The organism is Peribacillus frigoritolerans (genome assembly GCF_001636405.1).
GTDB classification, from domain to species: Bacteria; Bacillota; Bacilli; order Bacillales; family DSM-1321; genus Peribacillus; species Peribacillus frigoritolerans.
In genome coordinates this window covers 4,837,358-4,855,826 of record NZ_KV440950.1, presented here as the reverse complement: position 1 = coordinate 4,855,826, position 18,469 = coordinate 4,837,358, and the positions used below count along the sequence as shown (strand labels likewise).

Annotated in this window: 20 protein-coding genes and 1 riboswitch; of the genes, 12 read left to right on the top strand and 8 right to left on the bottom strand. The window is 40.6% G+C overall.

Translation table 11 applies throughout. From position 1 onward, the window contains the following. Window positions 1-191: 191 nt before the first annotated feature. Together A6755_RS22865 and A6755_RS22860 are read left to right on the top strand one after the other, a co-directional pair. Window positions 192-1,121, top strand: coding sequence for a glycerophosphodiester phosphodiesterase (locus A6755_RS22865; protein ID WP_034305298.1), 930 nt, complete (start codon window positions 192-194; stop codon window positions 1,119-1,121). A 159-nt stretch (window positions 1,122-1,280) separates the two neighbouring features. Further along, window positions 1,281-2,420, top strand: coding sequence for a zinc-dependent alcohol dehydrogenase (locus A6755_RS22860; protein WP_063592073.1), 1,140 nt, complete (start codon window positions 1,281-1,283; stop codon window positions 2,418-2,420). Between the two features lie 365 nt (window positions 2,421-2,785). On the opposite strand, the gene A6755_RS22850 is transcribed toward A6755_RS22860, so the two are convergent. Genes A6755_RS22850 through A6755_RS22840 form a run of 3 tightly spaced genes read right to left on the bottom strand, consistent with a single transcriptional unit; the run spans window position 2,786 to window position 5,716 of the window. After that, a complete protein-coding gene (locus A6755_RS22850; protein ID WP_063592071.1) occupies window positions 2,786-3,700 on the bottom strand; it encodes an iron-hydroxamate ABC transporter substrate-binding protein in 915 nt (304 codons plus the stop codon). A 21-nt stretch (window positions 3,701-3,721) separates the two neighbouring features. After that, entirely contained in the window at window positions 3,722-4,726 is a 1,005-nt protein-coding gene (locus tag A6755_RS22845; RefSeq protein ID WP_371748484.1) for a FecCD family ABC transporter permease, read from the bottom strand. Window positions 4,727-4,738: 12 nt separating this feature from the next. Then, a complete protein-coding gene (locus A6755_RS22840) occupies window positions 4,739-5,716 on the bottom strand; it encodes a FecCD family ABC transporter permease (RefSeq protein WP_225989166.1) in 978 nt (325 codons plus the stop codon). A 419-nt stretch (window positions 5,717-6,135) separates the two neighbouring features. Between A6755_RS22840 and A6755_RS22835 the strand changes: the two genes are divergently transcribed. The 5 genes from A6755_RS22835 (at window position 6,136) to A6755_RS27325 (ending at window position 10,660) form a co-directional block, all read left to right on the top strand. Further along, window positions 6,136-6,588 (top strand): hypothetical protein, encoded by a 453-nt coding sequence (locus A6755_RS22835; protein WP_063592068.1) that lies wholly within the window; start codon window positions 6,136-6,138, stop codon window positions 6,586-6,588. Window positions 6,589-6,830: 242 nt separating this feature from the next. Next, window positions 6,831-7,376 (top strand): histidine phosphatase family protein, encoded by a 546-nt coding sequence (locus A6755_RS22830; RefSeq protein WP_063592067.1) that lies wholly within the window; start codon window positions 6,831-6,833, stop codon window positions 7,374-7,376. 152 nt (window positions 7,377-7,528) lie between these two features. Continuing rightward, window positions 7,529-8,317, top strand: a complete 789-nt coding sequence (locus tag A6755_RS22825; RefSeq protein ID WP_063592066.1) for an HAD family hydrolase — start codon at window positions 7,529-7,531, stop codon at window positions 8,315-8,317. A 117-nt stretch (window positions 8,318-8,434) separates the two neighbouring features. Continuing rightward, a riboswitch (TPP riboswitch) is annotated at window positions 8,435-8,549 on the top strand. Between the two features lie 136 nt (window positions 8,550-8,685). Continuing rightward, a complete protein-coding gene (gene thiC, locus A6755_RS22820) occupies window positions 8,686-10,467 on the top strand; it encodes a phosphomethylpyrimidine synthase ThiC (RefSeq protein WP_048684249.1) in 1,782 nt (593 codons plus the stop codon). A gap of 22 nt (window positions 10,468-10,489) precedes the next feature. After that, window positions 10,490-10,660, top strand: coding sequence for a hypothetical protein (locus A6755_RS27325; RefSeq protein ID WP_153246124.1), 171 nt, complete (start codon window positions 10,490-10,492; stop codon window positions 10,658-10,660). 87 nt (window positions 10,661-10,747) lie between these two features. Here the strand turns inward: A6755_RS27325 and A6755_RS22815 are convergent, their stop codons facing one another. Together A6755_RS22815 and A6755_RS27320 are read right to left on the bottom strand one after the other, a co-directional pair. After that, complete coding sequence (locus tag A6755_RS22815) at window positions 10,748-11,248, bottom strand: DUF3231 family protein (protein ID WP_063592065.1); 501 nt, start codon at window positions 11,246-11,248, stop codon at window positions 10,748-10,750. Between the two features lie 99 nt (window positions 11,249-11,347). Continuing rightward, entirely contained in the window at window positions 11,348-11,491 is a 144-nt protein-coding gene (locus tag A6755_RS27320; RefSeq protein WP_174878762.1) for a hypothetical protein, read from the bottom strand. A gap of 178 nt (window positions 11,492-11,669) precedes the next feature. Between A6755_RS27320 and A6755_RS22810 the strand changes: the two genes are divergently transcribed. After that, window positions 11,670-12,302: a spore coat protein gene (locus tag A6755_RS22810; RefSeq protein WP_063592064.1), complete on the top strand. Its 633-nt coding sequence runs from the start codon at window positions 11,670-11,672 to the stop codon at window positions 12,300-12,302. Window positions 12,303-12,359: 57 nt separating this feature from the next. On the opposite strand, the gene A6755_RS22805 is transcribed toward A6755_RS22810, so the two are convergent. The 3 genes from A6755_RS22805 to A6755_RS22795 form a co-directional block, all read right to left on the bottom strand. Next, the gene (locus tag A6755_RS22805; RefSeq protein WP_034305272.1) at window positions 12,360-12,725 is read right to left on the bottom strand and encodes a carboxymuconolactone decarboxylase family protein; all 366 of its coding nucleotides are present in this window, start codon (window positions 12,723-12,725) and stop codon (window positions 12,360-12,362) included. A gap of 111 nt (window positions 12,726-12,836) precedes the next feature. After that, entirely contained in the window at window positions 12,837-13,619 is a 783-nt protein-coding gene (locus A6755_RS22800; RefSeq protein WP_063592063.1) for a cytochrome c oxidase assembly protein, read from the bottom strand. Continuing rightward, a complete protein-coding gene (locus A6755_RS22795) occupies window positions 13,609-14,127 on the bottom strand; it encodes a DUF2243 domain-containing protein (RefSeq protein WP_063592062.1) in 519 nt (172 codons plus the stop codon). The genes A6755_RS22800 and A6755_RS22795 overlap by 11 nt, the downstream gene beginning before the upstream one ends. A 265-nt stretch (window positions 14,128-14,392) precedes the next feature. Here A6755_RS22795 and A6755_RS22790 point away from each other — a divergent pair, with 265 nt between their 5' ends. The 4 genes from A6755_RS22790 (at window position 14,393) to A6755_RS22775 (ending at window position 18,323) form a co-directional block, all read left to right on the top strand. Then, window positions 14,393-15,238, top strand: a complete 846-nt coding sequence (locus tag A6755_RS22790; protein ID WP_034305265.1) for a manganese catalase — start codon at window positions 14,393-14,395, stop codon at window positions 15,236-15,238. Window positions 15,239-15,419: 181 nt separating this feature from the next. Further along, window positions 15,420-16,400 carry an NAD(P)H-quinone oxidoreductase gene (locus A6755_RS22785; protein ID WP_063592061.1) on the top strand — a complete coding sequence of 327 codons (981 nt, stop codon included), beginning with the start codon at window positions 15,420-15,422 and terminating at the stop codon, window positions 16,398-16,400. A 199-nt stretch (window positions 16,401-16,599) separates the two neighbouring features. Beyond that, the gene (locus A6755_RS22780; RefSeq protein WP_063592060.1) at window positions 16,600-17,367 is read left to right on the top strand and encodes an arylamine N-acetyltransferase family protein; all 768 of its coding nucleotides are present in this window, start codon (window positions 16,600-16,602) and stop codon (window positions 17,365-17,367) included. Between the two features lie 332 nt (window positions 17,368-17,699). After that, complete coding sequence (locus A6755_RS22775; RefSeq protein WP_063592059.1) at window positions 17,700-18,323, top strand: hypothetical protein; 624 nt, start codon at window positions 17,700-17,702, stop codon at window positions 18,321-18,323. The last annotated feature ends 146 nt before the right edge of the window (window positions 18,324-18,469 follow it).

Sequence of the window (18,469 nt, the reverse complement as noted above, 5' to 3'; positions counted from 1 at the left end):
TTCTTCCCATTAATCAAACAATAAAGTTTTCATTCAACTTTTTGGTTGGGTAGAACGAACTGCATGAATGCCCTGCTTTTGATAGGTTATTTTAACCATTTTAACTACTATATTATTTCTTTACATTATATTCGCTGTAGATTCACATTCCCCTTTTAAAATAATGGTAATAATAGGAGGGAGAGAGGGAAATGAAAACGAATCTAAAGAAATTCGGTTTTTGTATGATGAGTGCGGCCTTTATATTGCAGGCTACTTCAATGGGGGCCTCCGCTGCAAATGGAAGTCATTCCAATTCATCTATTCATGAGAAAAAAATTGTGAATGTCGCACATAGGGGAGCTTCTGGTTATGCACCTGAACATACCATTCCCGCTTATCAAATGGGAGAACAAATGAAAGGCGACTACATAGAAATCGATCTTCAAATGACCAAGGATGGTAGATTGGTAGCAATGCATGATGAAAAAGTGGATCGTACAACGAATGGTACTGGGCTTGTGAAGGATTTAACGCTGGCAGAAATCAAGAAACTGGATGCCGGTACTTGGTTCAATGAAAAATATCCACAATTGGCAAAAGAGGGATATGAAGGGTTAAAGGTCCCTACTCTTGAAGAAGTCTTTAAGAAGTTTGGAAAGAAGGCCAATTACTATATCGAAACAAAGTCCCCTGATGTGTATCCAGGGATGGAAGAAGAACTTCTGCAGGTTCTCGAAGAATATAAAATGGTGGATTCGAAGGGCCGTACAAAGAATGTATTAATACAATCGTTCAGTAAAGAAAGCCTTATGAAGGTTCATGACTTGAATCCAAGGTTACCTCTTGTGCAACTTTTTTCTTACAAGAACCAAGCAACCATTTCCGATGAAGAATTGGAATCCATAAAGGAATATGCAGTTGGCGTTGGCCCGAACTTCAGTAAAGTTGACGGACAATATGTGAAGATGGTTCGAAACCATGACCTCCAATTCCATCCATATACAGTAAATGAAAGAGCCGATATGAAAAAGGCGCTTGAGTGGGGTGCAACGGGGCTGTTTACGAATTATCCCGATGTGTTCAACGAGGTACTAAGTGAGTATAAGCACAAAGATAATGGAAATAAAGTTACTAAATAAATGGTTTCAAATGTGAGTTCCGGTTTCCGGGGCTTTTTTTTTGTCATCCAGGTGCAGCATAATGGGCGATTAATTCTTGCGAAAATTAGATGTCCATAGGCTTAGTAGTCTTTCGGACGGGTATATAAAATAAATCAAGAAAATTTTAGGAGGTTGATTATGAAGGCTGTAACTTTTCAAGGAGCAAAAGATATACAGGTAAAACAGGTTGAAGATCCGAAACTTCAGGAAAAGGATGATATTATCGTCCGAGTGACTTCAACAGCTATATGCGGGTCCGACCTTCATATATATCAGGGGGCTTTGCCGACGCATAAAGATTATGTCATTGGCCATGAACCGATGGGCATCGTCGAAGAAGTGGGTCCGGAAGTGACAAAGGTGAAAAAAGGGGACAGGGTTGTCCTGCCTTTCAACATTTCTTGCGGGCACTGTTATTATTGTGAACATGATATGGAGAGTCAATGTGATAATTCCAACCCTAATGAAGCGGTGGATACAGGCGGGTACTTTGGTTTTACGGAACGATATGGGAACTATCCAGGCGGGCAGGCAGAATATTTAAGGGTACCATATGGAAACTTCATGCCGTTTGTCATCCCAGAGTCATGTGAACTAGAAGATGAGTCGCTTTTGTTCATGTCCGATGTGCTGCCAACCGCATATTGGAGTGTAGAGAACGCTGGCGTCAATAAAGATGATACGGTAGCGATATTGGGCTGTGGACCGATTGGCTTGATGGCTCAGAAGTTCGCTTGGATGAAAGGAGCAAAAAGGGTCATTGCCATCGACAATCTACCTTATAGACTCAATAAGGCTAAACGGATGAATAAGGTAGAGGCGTATAACTTCGATGAATATAACGATATGGGCATCTACATTAAGGAAATCACTTCAGGCGGGGCCGATGTAGTCATAGATTGTGTGGGAATGGATGGGAAGAAATCGACGATAGAGGCGATTGAGCAAAAGCTGAAACTTCAGGGTGGAACGTTAAGTGCGATCGAGATTGCCCTTAACGCCGTACGTAAATTCGGCACGATCCAACTGACTGGCGTATACGGTTCGAAATATAATATGTTCCCATTAGGCAATATATTTGAGCGGAACATTAACCTGAAAATGGGACAAGCACCGGTCATTCACTACATGCCAAAGCTTTTTGATGAAATCACGGCTGGAAAGTTCGACCCCACGGAAATCATATCCCATAAAGTCCCTCTCGAAAAAGCGAGTGAAGCTTATCAAATCTTTAACGATCACGAAGATGAATGCATTAAAGTGGTGCTAAAGCCATAATGTGATGGCATACTTACAATAAGGCAGTTCACGTTTGAAATGAAAAATATTCACAGTTAGCTGTCTTATTTTCCTTGTTCTTGTTCTTTGCTCTTCCCCCAATAACCGTCAATGATGATAACTAAAATATTAAATGAATGGATAGAATTAATATACCTATAAACTTCAAAAAGGCTCTTAACTAATAAGAGCCTTTTTCCATGCATAATTACTCTATATTCAAGTAAGGCTGATTCTTCCTTTTTTGAATCGATTGAGACCGGGCTAGATAATCCCATAGGTGTTAACCTTAATAATTAATTTTATGGTAACTCAAATGCTTAAAAGATACTATAAAAATAGACCAACAATAATAACTCAATCAATTATTTTGAAAAGATTTCTTTTGCATTGTCCAAGGCCATTTTATTTCCTAGTGCTGAATAGTCAAGCCATGGCTGGTCCGGAACTACGTAAACATGTTTTCCTTTAACTGCTTTCAACCCTTTCCAAATGGGTGTATCTTCTAACTGCTTAAAAGCTGTCTGAGACTCATCGTCACCGTTGACAATGACAAATATAGCATCTGCATCGAAATCTGGAAGAACTTCTTGAGATATGACTTCGTAAGGCAGATTTTTATCAATGTCTTCAACACCATTAGCAGGTTTAAAACCTAAATCCTGAAATAAGATAGGTCCCATTGGTCGTTTAGTACTAAATACTCGTAATTCCTTCGCCGTAACGCGCATTGCCATAACTTTACTGCCTTCACCAAGTTTATTTTCAATTAAATCTTTCACTTCTTTTGTTTGTTTTTCATAATCTGAAATGAACTTTTCTGCTTGCCGTTGACGATCGACAAGTTTACCTACGGACTTTAAATGATCTCTCCATGTTCCTTCATCAAGATTAAATACATGAGTCGGTGCGATTTTTTCATATTTTGATACATCTTGTCCTGAAAATTCCTTATCAAGATAAATCACAGAAGGGCTTAGTTCAATCAACGCTTCCATATCTGGATCTTTCACAGGTCCAAGCTTTTCCGTATCTTTTAATTGATCCTTCACATGAGGCAGAAAATCCTTTAATTCTCCACCAATAACAGAACCAACTGGAGTTATACCTAATGCAAGCAAATCATTTGTTAGGTGAATGGAAAGTGAAGCGATTCTAGGTTCTTCGCTCCCAGGTTTATTTTTTTGTGCTGATTTACCATCATTTGAAGAAGTTTGTCCGCAAGCCGACAAAATAAGAATTAACATAATGCCATATAAAATAGTAAGTTTCTTGTTCATTTTTTTCCCCTTATTGAAAATTTATTTTGTTTTTGTGAGCAAATAAAGAAAATACGGAGCCCCTATAGCAGCGACCACTATACCAGCTGGAATAGCATTTGGCTGAAATATGGACCGACCAATGGTATCCGCAAGCACCAAAATAATGAGCCCTATAAGTCCTGCAACAGGAAGGAAATGTTGGTACATTGGGCCAACAAGCCGACGGGCAAGATGAGGGGCGACGAGACCAATAAATCCAATACCACCGGCCATCGCTACACTTGCACAGGACAAACCAACAGCAGTTACTAGCATCAGCAAACGCTGTTTTTGAACGGAAGCACCAAGTCCGGCTGCTACGTCATCACCAAGGGATAAGGCATTTAATGTGTTGGATTGGAACCAAGCATAAGGTGCTAAAATAAGGATCCACGGAAAAAGGGCAATAACATGAATCCAATCTCTTCCCCATACATTTCCAACTAACCATCTTGAAGCAAATGAGTAGGTTTCTTCATCAAGACGAAGAGACAGAAAAAGTGTAATAGCACTAAAACCAGCAGAAATCGCAATTCCAACGAGAATAAGTCGAATGGGCGGTATGCCTTTGTAACGATCAAAGGCAAGTAAAACAATAAGAAAAGCAGTTAAGACTCCGCCTGAAAAGGTAAATAACGGTATAAGAATTGATGCTTTTTCATCTAATGAATGAAAATATGTAACAAAGATAATGAGACCAAAGGACGCACCTGCATGTAAGCCTAAAATTCCTGGATCTGCCAAAGGGTTACGTGATAAACCTTGTAAGATTGCACCAGAAATTCCTAATCCAACTCCCGCCAACATGGTAATCAAGATTCGCGGCATACGGTAATCAAACAGTACAGTAGAACTTTTAAAATCACCGTAGCCAAAAAGCGTTTGGATTACTTTTAAAGGTGAAATCCGCAATGTACCGGTATTCAAGCTTATCAGTACTGCAACTATACTCATTAAAATAAATACCATGGTAACTGTATATGCCCTCTTGTTGTCTGCATTCATAAGGTATTTCACCTATAAGTTCCTCCCTACTTTACGAGCAATATAGAGAAAAAAAGGAACACCGACAAGGGCTACCATTATACCAATAGCCAGCTCTCTAGGTGGGTTCAACGTACGTGCTCCCAGATCAGCCAGTATTAACAGTATCGAACCCAGTAATGCTGACATTGGGATGATGAGCTGATAATATCCTCCAACCAATTTTCGTGAAATATGTGGGATTACAAGTCCAACAAAACCTATTGAACCAACGGCCGAAACAGAAACTCCTGCCAGAATAACCGCTATTATCATTCCGAGTATTCTGATACGATTCGTATTCACACCAAGATTGGTGGAAATATCGTTGCCCATGGAAATAAGTGACACAGACCGCCCTAACGATATTGCCCAAAAAATAGCGATAAGAATGATAGGAACTAATACTTTCAAATGATTCCACTTTATCCCCGCAACACCTCCCGCATACCAAAATGCTAAATCTTGACTCAAATCATAATAAATAGCCACTCCTGAACTAAGTGAATGTAAGAGAGCTGCTATCACTGCACCTGAGATTGTTAATCGAATGGGTGTTAATCCTCCTGGCACAGATGATCCAATAACAAAAATGCATAATGTACTCAATACAGCTCCAATAAATGAAAAAAGCATCAAAAGAGAATATGGAATGTTTGGAAAGAAAGCAAAACTAAGGGCTACCACAAACATTGACCCTGCGTTAATTCCAAGTATTCCTGCATCAGCTAAGGGATTGTGGGTTACTCCTTGCATTAATGCACCTGCAACTGCAAAAGCTGCTCCGACTAATGCTGCGCCAATAACCCGTGGAAGCCGTAGTTCGTGGATAATCTGTTGCTGTGTCAGTGTGGGGTTATAATTAAAAACCGCTGACCACACGGTATTGAAGGTAACCTCTTTTGCCCCAAATGTTACAGCCAAAAACATGGACACCACCAATCCAAGAATCACCAGGATGAATAAACACATTAACAGAAAAACATTTGAACGATTTTTAAATTCCTTTAGCGAGAGAGTATGTAACATTCGTTAGTTCATCCTTTACTTTTCAATAAATGAAATTGATAATCATTTTCAGGATGAGTATAACTTTACTCTTTGTTGAAATCAAACTATTTTTCAATATATTAAAATATTGAATGATTGATATATGTTTCCATAGCGCTTCTAAAGACAGTAGAATCCCATGGAAGAATTGAAGATTTGTAGATGATCAGAAGTACAAAAATAAGCGGATGAAACATTCAAAATCTATTATTATGATAAGGGGAAAAGTGAGTTGATGTTCTAAAAAGACACGTTGCAAAGTGATATTGAATAAGGGTTTTTGGTAAGGGAATGGAGTATTTATATTATATAATGATAATGACAAAAGGAGGATGTTTCAGATGTTATATAACTCGGCAGCAGAACTTTGTGAAGGGTTTGGTTATCCGCCCGTTCACGTTAAATTGACGATAGAGATCATCGATAAGAGATTGGGACCTGTAAAGGCAGAAGCGGAGATTGCCATCAAGCCTGTTAAGGCAAAGGAATATCTGGAAGTATTGGTGGAAGAGTTGGAATCGGAGCATATCTTTGCCGATGAAAATGGCAGTATCTATGGCAGCTTCGGCATCGATCAAAGCATCCAGATATATGATGAAGTCCTGACTACCATTCCGTTCGAAGAGATAATGGGAAATGAAAATTGGAAAGAGACAGTTGAGGAATCCATCACGGCGGATAAACTAAAGGAACAACTGGGGAAATCCCTAAATGATTATCAATTCAGTGATTTGAGCGGGAAATATAAATTCAGGAAAAGATGTACGATAACAGAACTCCAATTCATAGATTAAACGAAAGGAGAAGGCGATATGCTTTCTCTTTTTTACATATGGCCATAATATTTTTCCTTATGATAATCAAATTCTTGCAGTGACACAATCGGTGAGAACCTTTAACCTACACAAGGGGCGCTCAGTAGGTTTTTAATGGTTTCAACTTGTATTTATTATATAGCTTTACATAGGTTAATATATTGTTAAGGGCTTTTATAAGAAATAGAAACGAATATTTTAAAAGATAAGAAGGAGAATATATGAAAATTGGTTTGGTTCGGCATTTTAAGGTGGCGCATGAATTTCCTACTGGGAAATCTGTAACGGCGGATGATATGAAGCAATGGTTTGTGGACTATGATGCAGCGGATATTATTTATGGAACGACTTTATTTGGCGTGGAGGAATGGCAGGAATGTTATTGCAGTGATATGTCGAGAGCCGTCAAGACAGCGGAACACATCTTTCCAGGCACGGTTCATCAGATGGAGGAGCTGCGGGAAATACCTTCTCCCCCTCTGAGAGGAAGGATGAAGCTGCCGTTCATCCTTTGGGCCATCTGGATTCGCTGCTGCTCGGTGATCAACAAGCAGACAAGGGCGGAAATTAAGTTTGCTGAGCAAAGAATCAATAAAGTATTGGATGAAGTCTTTGCAAAAGGGGAAAGGAATGTTCTGATCGTGAGTCATGCCGCCCTCATGGTATATATGAGGAAAGAGCTGATCCGACGGGGGTTCACCGGTCCAAAGTTCAAGATTGCCAGTAATGGAAAACTGTATGTATTTGAAAGTGGAAAAGGGAAATGAATATATGGTTCCCCACCGGAAAAGATAAGCCATTTTGTGAAGAAAGAGGCATGCATTTTCCGAATAGTTATTCTTTTTTTATTGGTTGTGGTTTATTATTGTAATAGTGTAATTTTTACGAATTCAATATTGGGGAAAGAGGGGTGGACATTTTGCTGAAGGCAGTTTTTTTTGATTTAGATGATACATTACTATGGGATCAGAAAAGTGTAAAAGAGGCTTTTGTGGCCACATGCGAAGTTGCCAAGGAGAAATATGGTCTGAATGTCGACGAGTTTGAAGAAGCGGTGCGGAAGGAAGCGCGTGATCTTTATTCTTCTTACGATACATATGCATTCACTCAAATGATCGGAATCAACCCATTTGAGGGACTATGGGGGAATTTTCAGGATGATCATGATGAATTCCGGAAGATGGCCGGGATTGTACCGGCTTATCGGAAAGAAGCGTGGACGAGGGGCTTGAAGGCATTAGGGATCGATGACCCGGAATTTGGGCTTGAACTGGCAGAACGTTTCCCGGCCGAAAGACGCAAAAAGCCATTTATCTATGAAGAAACATTCCGTGTTCTGGATGAATTAAAAGGGAAGTACAAATTGCTATTGCTAACGAACGGATCTCCTGAACTGCAAAATACCAAACTTGAAATAACGCCTGAACTGGTTCCTTATTTCGACCAAATCGTGATTTCAGGCGCATTTGGACGAGGTAAACCGGATGCCTCCATTTTTGAGCACGCTTTGGAAATCATGGAGCTTGATAAGGATGAAGTATTGATGGTTGGCGATAATTTAATGACCGATATCCTTGGAGCATCACGGGTAGGCATAAAGTCGGTTTGGATAAATCGCCATGATAAGGAACGGAATGAAGTGATTCCAACCTACGAAATCACGCATTTAGAAGAGCTTTTCCCTATCCTTGAGAGCCTGGGGAATTAATTGGCGGTCCTCCTCCAAATAACAAATTTTTAGATGATTGCAGAGAAAATACTAGGTCTTTTAAATTATTTACAGAATGAAAAGGGTGAGATATAGTTACCCTGTAATCAATTAAATTATTCAGACTAGGGGTGTCCAATAAAAGTTGGGCTGAGAGAGAAGCGCTTAAGCTTCTTAACCCTCAGGACCTGATCTGGTTCATACCAGCGTGGGGAAGTTAGAAATCTACTAAACGATGACCTTTCAATTGGTCATTCCTGTAGTCATACTAACGTTAGCCGGGTCTTAAATATGAGACCTGGCTTTTTCGTGCGAAATGGATTGGATTTTGTCCTTTTTAAATGAACTTAAAAAGGAGAAATGAAATCATGAAGAGTAATTCAGTAAATGACATGAACGTTTCAATTATGTCCAGTTTTGCCGGGAGTAAAAAAGTGTATGTTGAGGGATCTAGACCCGATATTAAAGTACCTATGCGTGAAATTGAGCTAAGTCCGACGACAGGGGCATTCGGCGAAGAGGAGAACCCGCCTTTACGTGTATATGATACAAGCGGCTTCTATACGGATTCAGAATATCCGATTGATATTCATAAAGGCCTTGCCCCGATTAGACGCAGCTGGGTTCTGGAACGGGAAGATGTTGAAGAGTATGAAGGGCGTGAAATAAAGCCGGAAGATAACGGATATAGAAAAGTGGAGTCACAATCCAATGCCGAAGTTTTTCCGGGATTGAAAAGAAAACCATTGCGTGCGGTGAAAGGGAAAAACGTAACCCAGCTCCATTATGCCCGCAAAGGGATCATTACTCCAGAAATGGAGTTCATTTCGATCAGGGAAAATGTAGCTCCTGAGTTTGTAAGGGAAGAGGTAGCTAGCGGGCGGGCAATCATTCCGGCAAATATTAACCATCCTGAAAGTGAGCCCATGATCATCGGACGTAATTTTCACGTGAAGATAAATGCGAATATTGGAAACTCAGCTGTCAGTTCATCGATCGAAGCTGAAGTGGAGAAAATGACTTGGGCTACACGATGGGGTGCAGACAACATAATGGATCTTTCCACAGGAAAGAATATTCACACGACGCGGGAATGGATTATCAGGAATTCACCTGTGCCGGTTGGGACGGTTCCGATATATCAAGCATTGGAAAAAGTGAATGGGGTCGCGGAAGATTTAAATTGGGAAGTATTCCGGGATACATTAATCGAGCAGGCTGAGCAAGGTGTCGATTACTTCACCATACACGCTGGTGTGCTTTTGCGATACATCCCCATGACAGCAAAGCGAGTTACGGGTATTGTTTCCCGGGGAGGCTCCATCATGGCACAATGGTGCTTGGCCCACCACCAAGAAAGCTTTCTCTATACACACTTTGAAGAGATTTGTGAAATCATGAAGACGTATGATGTTTCTTTCTCATTAGGTGACGGTCTCCGTCCGGGATCCATTGCAGATGCAAACGATGAGGCACAATTTGCGGAATTGGAAACACTTGGGGAATTGACGAAGATTGCTTGGAAGCACGATGTTCAAGTCATGGTGGAGGGACCCGGTCACGTACCGATGCATTTGATTAAAGAAAATATGGATAAACAGCTGGAAGTCTGTCAAGAAGCACCATTCTATACCCTGGGACCATTGACGACGGACATAGCTCCTGGATACGACCATATCACTTCTGCGATTGGTGCTGCCATGATTGGATGGTTTGGAACGGCCATGCTTTGCTATGTGACACCGAAAGAGCATTTGGGACTTCCGAATAAAGAGGATGTTCGGGTAGGGGTCATTACTTATAAAATTGCAGCACACGCAGCTGATCTTGCAAAAGGCCATCCGCAGGCAAGAAAACGGGATGATGCCCTTTCGAAGGCTAGATTCGAATTCCGTTGGAGAGATCAATTCAATCTTTCCCTTGATCCTGAAAGGGCGGTTGAGTATCACGATGAAACTCTTCCGGCAGAAGGGGCCAAAACAGCCCATTTCTGTTCAATGTGCGGACCGAAATTCTGCAGCATGAGAATCTCTCAGGACATCCGTGATTTGGCGAAGGAAAAGGGTCTGGGTTTTGAGTCGGTAATCGATGAAGGGCTTAAAGAAAAAGCGAATGAATTTAGGAAAACGGATGGGGAAATCTATCAATGATTCCGACGAGAGGGAGAATTCGATGAATCGGGTAATCCAGATAAAAGTTGAAATGAAACAGTTGGAAACTCAATTGGAGCAGCTGAAAAGGGAGCTGAACATTTTTCGGGAGAATTGCAACCATGAATTTGTGAAAAATGATTATAGTCAACAATGTACAAAGTGCCACTTGATCGAAAGTCTTCAATGGTAATGATTCCTTAATCGTCCTTATGGAATGAATCCCTTAATCATGTTGATTCGATTACAAAACATGATTAAGGGGATCTATCATTACTATTTACATACTTGTATGAAGAGGAGGAGGGACAAGCCATCCTTTTTCCTTATTCAATCTAAGGAAGTCAGCACCCAATGCAGCTTTGTTGGTATGGAATTGCGCAAACATCTGTGCAATATCTTCGCGGATGCATTGACCCATCATTTGGCTGCAAGCAACTAATCCTGCATTAATATCGATTGATACTGAAGCGGAGATTTCAGGATCTTGAAGACGTGCCCCGACGGGAATATCCTCCAAATTAGCTTTAGGCCTTTCAGGTGGTGAGGGAGGCAGTCCTACGTTATTTTCTTTTAATAATGATTCAAGTTGGTCATGTTCCTGTTTCCCTTGATTGATCACTTCAACAAGCAATTTATGCAGGTCCTTGTCGCCAGTATGATTAAGCATGGTTTGATGACAGGCAATCAACCCTTTTGTAGTTGTTAGAAATGCCCATGTTCCAAAAACCTCTCCGTAATGCATAGGCTCATCTTTCGGATTTCCGCTTAAAATTCCCATAACCATCCTCCTTGAAATTCATTAACGAATTTAAGTTACCCTTAATTCATCCAAGCATGCATCGTTGGTGTTTGGGAAATGTTAGAGGGCTTTTAATGCTTACCCTTTTATTCCTTGCAGCCATTCTTGATAACATTCATCACACAGCATTTCATTTCTATCCGTGTCAGTAACTTGAAATGTTACGACATGGATTTTTTTTTCTTCCGTGACATCACTACAATAGAAGCATTGATGTGTCATTAGAAATCCTCCCATGTATATAAAGTGTTTATAGTTTAAAGCGCCACGGTTTTTTTATACAGAAAAAATGGTGCTTCAGCTTATTGGTCTTCTTGGAAGAGTTTAGATGGAATAATCCGGTTGGGGTTTAACATACTAAACGTGTTCGCTTGATTGATAAAATGAGGAGGGAAATACAATGCAAAACCAATTTCAACAAGGTCAAGTACACCAGAACATGCAAACGGGTGCCATCCCCCCACAATTGAATCACGGTGGTCACGAAGTATTCGATGTACATGAAGTGCTGTCGGGAGCGATCGGTACTTTAAACACGTATACTCTTTTGCGTCAGCATGTCCAAGATCAGGAATTACTCGACATTCTGGATCGTCAATATCAGTTCATCCAAGATGAATATAATATTTCATTGGAGTGCTTCCAAACGGGCCAGGATCCTTCTAAACCAACTCAGAGCTACAAAATGAATCAAGGTAACGATTTTATATATGGATTGACACCAACTCAGCCAAAAAAACCTTTGCAATCCGTATCGGAAATTACGGATGAATGCATTTCAGGCTTGATGCTTGCGGCTGTTAAGTCTGCAGCATCCATGAAGGCGATGGCAGCGCTTGAAATAACGAATCCGGTGGTTCGCCGCGTATTTGCAGATTCCGTTCCGAACTGCATTGAAATGGCCTATGAGATTTCGATATATCAAAACAAACATCACTATTACCAAGTTCCGCAGCTTGCACAGCAGGATATGCAGCAAATGATGAATTCGTATGCTCCCGCACAAGGGAATAACAACAACATGAGTCATTAAAAGCATTTATTAATAACATAAAGAAGGGATAGGACTGATTCTCCTATCCCTTCTTTATCATTGTTTCATCTGATTTATTTCCTGAATGCATTCCTGGACGAGGGTAACAGCCTGACTCATGGTTGCTCCTCCGCCAAATGCCGCGGTCACACCAATGGCTTCAAGAATTTCTTGTTCGGAACAGCCTTGATCAAGACATCCTTTTGTATGATAGATAATACAGTATTCATCTTGTGAATATAAGCTTATTCCTAGTGCGATAAGCTGTTTTTCTTTCTTGGACAATTGACCTTCTTTAAAGCACTCTTCCGTAAACGAATTGAATTTCTCAGCAAGATCTGGCATTTTATGCGTAAAGACACCGATTCCAGCTTTATAATCACGAAGAGCATTTTCAGTAGAATTATTCGCTTCATATTCCATTTTTGATTCAGCTCCATCCAAAATTTTTTCATCAAAAATTAGTATGAGCTAAATGTTGGACGATTAAACAGAAACGCAGGAGTTTACCGAAGTAATCATGGAACCGCCTTCCTACAAGGCAAGTGACCCCTTGGGCCGGGTGACTTTGAACCATTGATAGCAAAGGATGCATATAAGTGCAACGTCAATGGCATCACCGGCATAGTACATTAACATTCCGCCATTTTCCGCTTGTTCCTTTGTGACTCCGCTTGGAGGATGGGCAAAAATATACTTAGAAAGGATATCATGGCCTGCCAGTGAAATTGTAAATACGATAGCTCGAAACATGAAGCTGAACCTGTGGGGTGCAGGGTCCATATAAATCATAGACGCAGTGAATAGATAGCCCGCTATGAACACGTGAAAATGCACTAATGCATGCAGAAGGGCATTCTGATGCATCAACCCGTACAGACCAGTCGTATAAAGGATCCAAAGCCCTCCAATATTAAGCGCAGAGGCAGTGATTGGATTGCTTAAAAATCGCAGCGGCCAACTTTTCAACACCTTTGAAAGGCGTCTTGCTGATTGTACATTAAGTGTTCGCAGTGCAAGCGTAATGGGTGCAGCAAGCACGAGCAGGATGGGTGCAATCATTCCAAGCAGTAAATGACCAACCATATGCGCCGTGAAGTCCATATGCGCACGATTGGCTATTGGGCCTATGATTGCAGAGGCTGCACAGAGAGTGCCAAGAATCCAAAAGAAGGTACGGTATAATGGCCATTTTTTATAGCGGCGGTTCGAAATGATGACAGCTGCGATATAAATCACTAAACCCGGCATGAGTAGCATCAATAAAATCGGTTCAAAACCAGTTCCGTTATCATGAATATGTCCATTACTGTGCATTGCTGGCGTCTTCTTTCATTTTAAGTAAGCTGCGCCTTGTTTGAATGACGAGGGTAATACCGATCAAGATCATGATTGTGGCGGCAATGTTCCAAGTCAAGTCGTATGGGAAAATATCGACATTGTAACGGATTTGATGGAGGCGCATGAGCTTGTGCTGGATGATTCCGTCATATAACTGGAAAGAACCTGCCCCGAGCAAAACTCCCCCTATCCACCTTTTCAGCCATAATCCCTTTCGACGGCGAAGGTCAGCGAACATGAATAACGACCCGACCGTTGCGAACCAGCTTAGGGCATGAAATAAACCATCCGAGATAAGCCCGATACTGGTTGTGGACTTGTCATAGAAATGGTGCCAATGTAATAGTTGATGAAAGATGGCTTCATCGATGAATGCAACCAATCCGATCCCGAATAGAAAACCGGACCATAGGTTACGAGCGGAATAAGTATAACGTAATTCTGAAATGGATTGATCTTTTTGATTTCGAGGCTTGAAATCCATTTTCCATCCTCCTTTTCCTATATATGGTTCTTTCTACTTTACCCTGTATTTTAAAGTTATAGACAGGTAAATGGACCTTTTATATATCTTATTTATTGAGCGATTCATAGCACAAAGAAAATCCTTGGCTTATTAGTTCAGTCATCAATGTTAATGGTATGTAAATTTCTTCTAATTATTGTTCATTATAACTGAATTATGGTTTTAAGCATGTACAGGCGGGTAATAAAAAACCGTACATCATATAAAAAAAGGAGGAGTTAATATGTTTCGCCATCAAAAAGAATTGCAATTTGAAGTTAAGGTAGATCGACCAGATCCGATGCTTGCCCGTCAAATTCAGGAAGTGTTAGGCGGACAGTTTGGGGAAATGACTGTCATGATGCAATACCTTTTTCAGGGATTTAACTGCCGTGGAGAAGAAAAATACAAAGATATGCTGATGGATATCGGTACAGAGGAAATTGGACATGTAGAGATGCTTTGTTCACTCATTAGTCAATTGCTTGATGGCGCTTCTCCGGAAGATCAAGCAGAAGCCGCAAAAGATCCTGCTACAGCAGCGATCATGGGTGGTATCAATCCCCAGCATTTGCTCGTAAGCGGTCTTGGCGGACTGCCAACCAACTCGAATGGGGTGCCTTGGAACGGATCTTATATCGTAGCCAGCGGAAATTTATTAGCAGACATGCGATCCAATCTGCATGCTGAAAGCCAAGGACGCCTTCAAGTGGCCCGTTTATATCATATGACAAAAGATGAAGGGGTACGTGCTACCTTCCGTAAAATGTTAGCCCGTGATCGTTACCACCAATATCAATGGATGGCGGCCATTGCAGAACTTGAAGAAAAAAATGGCGTGGTTGTTCCCGCATCATTCCCACCGGAAGCGGAAATGGAATCTCAACCGGAAGCGTACGAATTCTGGAACTTATCGGAAGGTAATGAATCGGCAGATGGCCTATGGGCAACAGGAAGCGCCCCGGATGGTACGGGAGATTTTGTTTATGTAGCTGAACCAGTCGCAAAAGGACAGATTCCTAACCCTAAGGTTCCGGCAGCACAATTGCATCATGACCTGGATAGAAGTCAATCGCTTAATAAAAGGTAATATAAACTTTTCAAAAAAAGCTCGATGGCCCCGAAAGGGACATCGGCTTTTTTTATTCTATCTTGTTTTCCAAAACCTAATTATTTGCTTGTGGATATTTTTTGGAGTAGGATAGTTTCCATCTTCAAGACAAACCATTTTAAAAGGATGGTCACTAATTTAATGGTAAGGAGTGGGGCAAATGAAAGCAGTAGTGGTTAAAGAACCGGGTGGTGCAGAACAATTACTATTTAAAGATTTTTCAAAGCCCGTTCCCGGTAAAGGGGAAATATTAATAAAGGTTAAAGCGTCTGCGATAAATAGAACGGATATTGTTTCCCGGGAAGGGAAAACCGGTTATATGGCCAATCCAATATTGGGGATTGAAGTTTCCGGGGAAGTGGTGGAAACAGGGGAAGGTGCAAATATACAAACGGGGACGAGGGTGATGGGCCTTGTAAATGGCGGCGGTTATGCTCAATATGCCTTGATGCCGGCTGATCGTGCAATGAAGATACCGGATAACCTGTCATTTGAAGAAGCGGCAGCGATTCCTGAAGTATTCTTGACTGCGTACCAAACCTTGTTTTGGTTAGGTGAATTGACGGATCAAGAAACGGTATTGATTCATGCTGGCGGAAGCGGTGTAGGCACAGCAGCTATCCAACTGGCAAAAAAACTGACAAAAGCGAAAATCATCACTACAGCCGGCTCAAAGGAAAAATTGGATTTCTGTCACTCACTAGGAGCGGATATCTGTATCAACTATAAAGAACAAGCTTTTGATGAGGAAGTACTAAAAGCTACAAATAATCAAGGAGTGGATGTTATCCTGGATTTCATCGGTGCTTCTTACTGGGAGAAAAACCTTAAAAGCATTAAAACTGATGGACGGTGGGTACTGATAGGCATTCTAGGCGGAACTGTAGTCGAGAAGGTGAACCTGATGGAACTTCTCTTAAAAAGAGTTCAATTAAAAGGCACTCTACTAACTCCCCGGAATGATGAATATAAAAAAGAGTTAACGGAAGAATTCGTTAAAAAGGCAATGCCGTTGTTCCGCAAAAATGAAATCAAGGCAATTGTGGACCATGTCTTCCCTTTTGAAGAGGTACAAAGGGCGCATGAACATATGGAAGCCAATAAGAATGTAGGTAAAATAATCTTACAGGTAAATGAATGATTAAAGAAAAACTGCCTCGGTGCATGAATGGGGGAGGTTGCCCAGGATTAATACATGATTGGGCGACCTCTTTTCAGGTGATAAGCAAAAGGTGGAGCTGATGGCAGATTGATTGAAGGATGAAATATGGACAAAGTATAATGAATATATACAAAGTCAAGATACGCTTCACCGGTATCTGTCTAAGGGGGGAATCTTAATGAATGAACTGAATGCATTATTCAGGAAAAGAATAGGGCTCCAGGAAGATGTGAAACTGACATTTGAGAAATTAGACGAAATTCTCGATAAGACAGCGAAAACCATTCCTTTTGAAAACTTATCAATCATGGCATCCCATCTGAGTGATATCAATAAAGCGAATATCATGAACAAAGTCCTCCTGAGGAATGAGGGGGGATTATGCTATGAATTGAATTCAGCCCTTTATTTTTTCCTGTTGGAAAATGACTTTGATGTATCTTTGGTTCGTGGTGTCATCTATAATCAGGGGTGGATGACCATAGGAAGGACACATGTCACCATTCTATTGAACCATGAGGGCCAAACCTATTTGATCGATACGGGTTTTGGCGGGAATCTGCCATTAAAACCAGTTCCGTTGAACGGGCAAACGGTCGTTTCCCGAAATGGCGAATTCAGGATAAAAAAAGAAAGTACCGTCCACGGAGATCATATCCTTGAATTAAAACTGAAACATAAAGATCGCGATTGGAGAATAGGCTATGCTTTCGATTCTTCACAACCCGTGGGAAATGTAGCGGAACTTAATGAGGTCCAAACGATCATCAGGGAAAATCCCCAATCGCCATTCAATAAACATCCATTAATCACCCGTTTGACAAACAGCGGGAACGTCACTTTAACCGATACTTCCTTTACACAGTGGGAAAATGGAAAAATGACGAAAGAAGAAATAGATGGAACACGATTTAAAGAGTTAATGAAACAGCACTTCGATAGATAGTATAAAAAAATCTGATTATCAAAGGCATCCTTATCGAAAGATTGTCCATCCTCGACAGTTTTTTTAATGAATAGAATGGTCATTCCATAGGATGTCATGGATATGCAAGACTTAGAAAACTATTACTATATTAATTTGCGACACTCCTGCCGAATAGTTGGCCGGTAGAGAACCCGCTGAATGCTTTTTGGCGGAAAAGTAGCGAATTTCTGAGAACACTTGAAAACTGTAGGCAAACTGTCTTTCTACGAATTTGTCTACAGTCTGAAACATCCATTATGGATGTTTTACTATTTATTCAATAGATTCGAATTCAGTGGGGTGAGAAGGATATGGAGAAGAAGAACCGATTGGTTTTTACTAGATCGAATGCAGCTGCTAAACGAAAATTCGATGAAGCCATCACCATTTTGGAATATAGTGTAATGCTTGTTGAATTCTTTGGATTACAAGAATTCAACAATATAATTGCCGGACAGTTAAGGCTGATTCTATGTGAAACGAAGAATACGCGCATAAAGCGGGAAAAGGTCACAATTGACCAATCCTTAATAAAGAAAATCAATCCTAACCCGAAATTGTATCCCTTTAAAGACTCCAATCAAATGAGCAAAGATCATGATCATATTACGGAAGAACTCTTCGATTATACTAAACAAAGGATTGAGCTAAAGCTTTGGAGAAATCAAATTATTTATAAAATCGATATCGAAGGAAAAACCCAGGAAATTAAAGTCATTGATTTTATTAAGGAAACAGCTAATAAAATTGGCGGTGCATATGCTGAATCAAGTTTCCCTAATAAGTCCATTATTTCGGATGGACATACGAAAATCATGTTAATAGGTATAGCGAAAGGGTTATTCAAATCCATAGGCAGGGATTATAAAAAACATGCCACCATGAACCTTTCACATATCATGCAAAAAATCGAACAATCAACTTTGGAAGACTAGACAGAGGAAGGACTTTTGACCAAGTCCTTCTTGCTTGATTTCCAAGCACCCGGCAGGATTGAATACCTCTAATAACCACTATCACTAAACCATTCTTTTTCCTCGTTAAACCACGCTCGATGGCTGTTCACTTTTATCCAAAACGC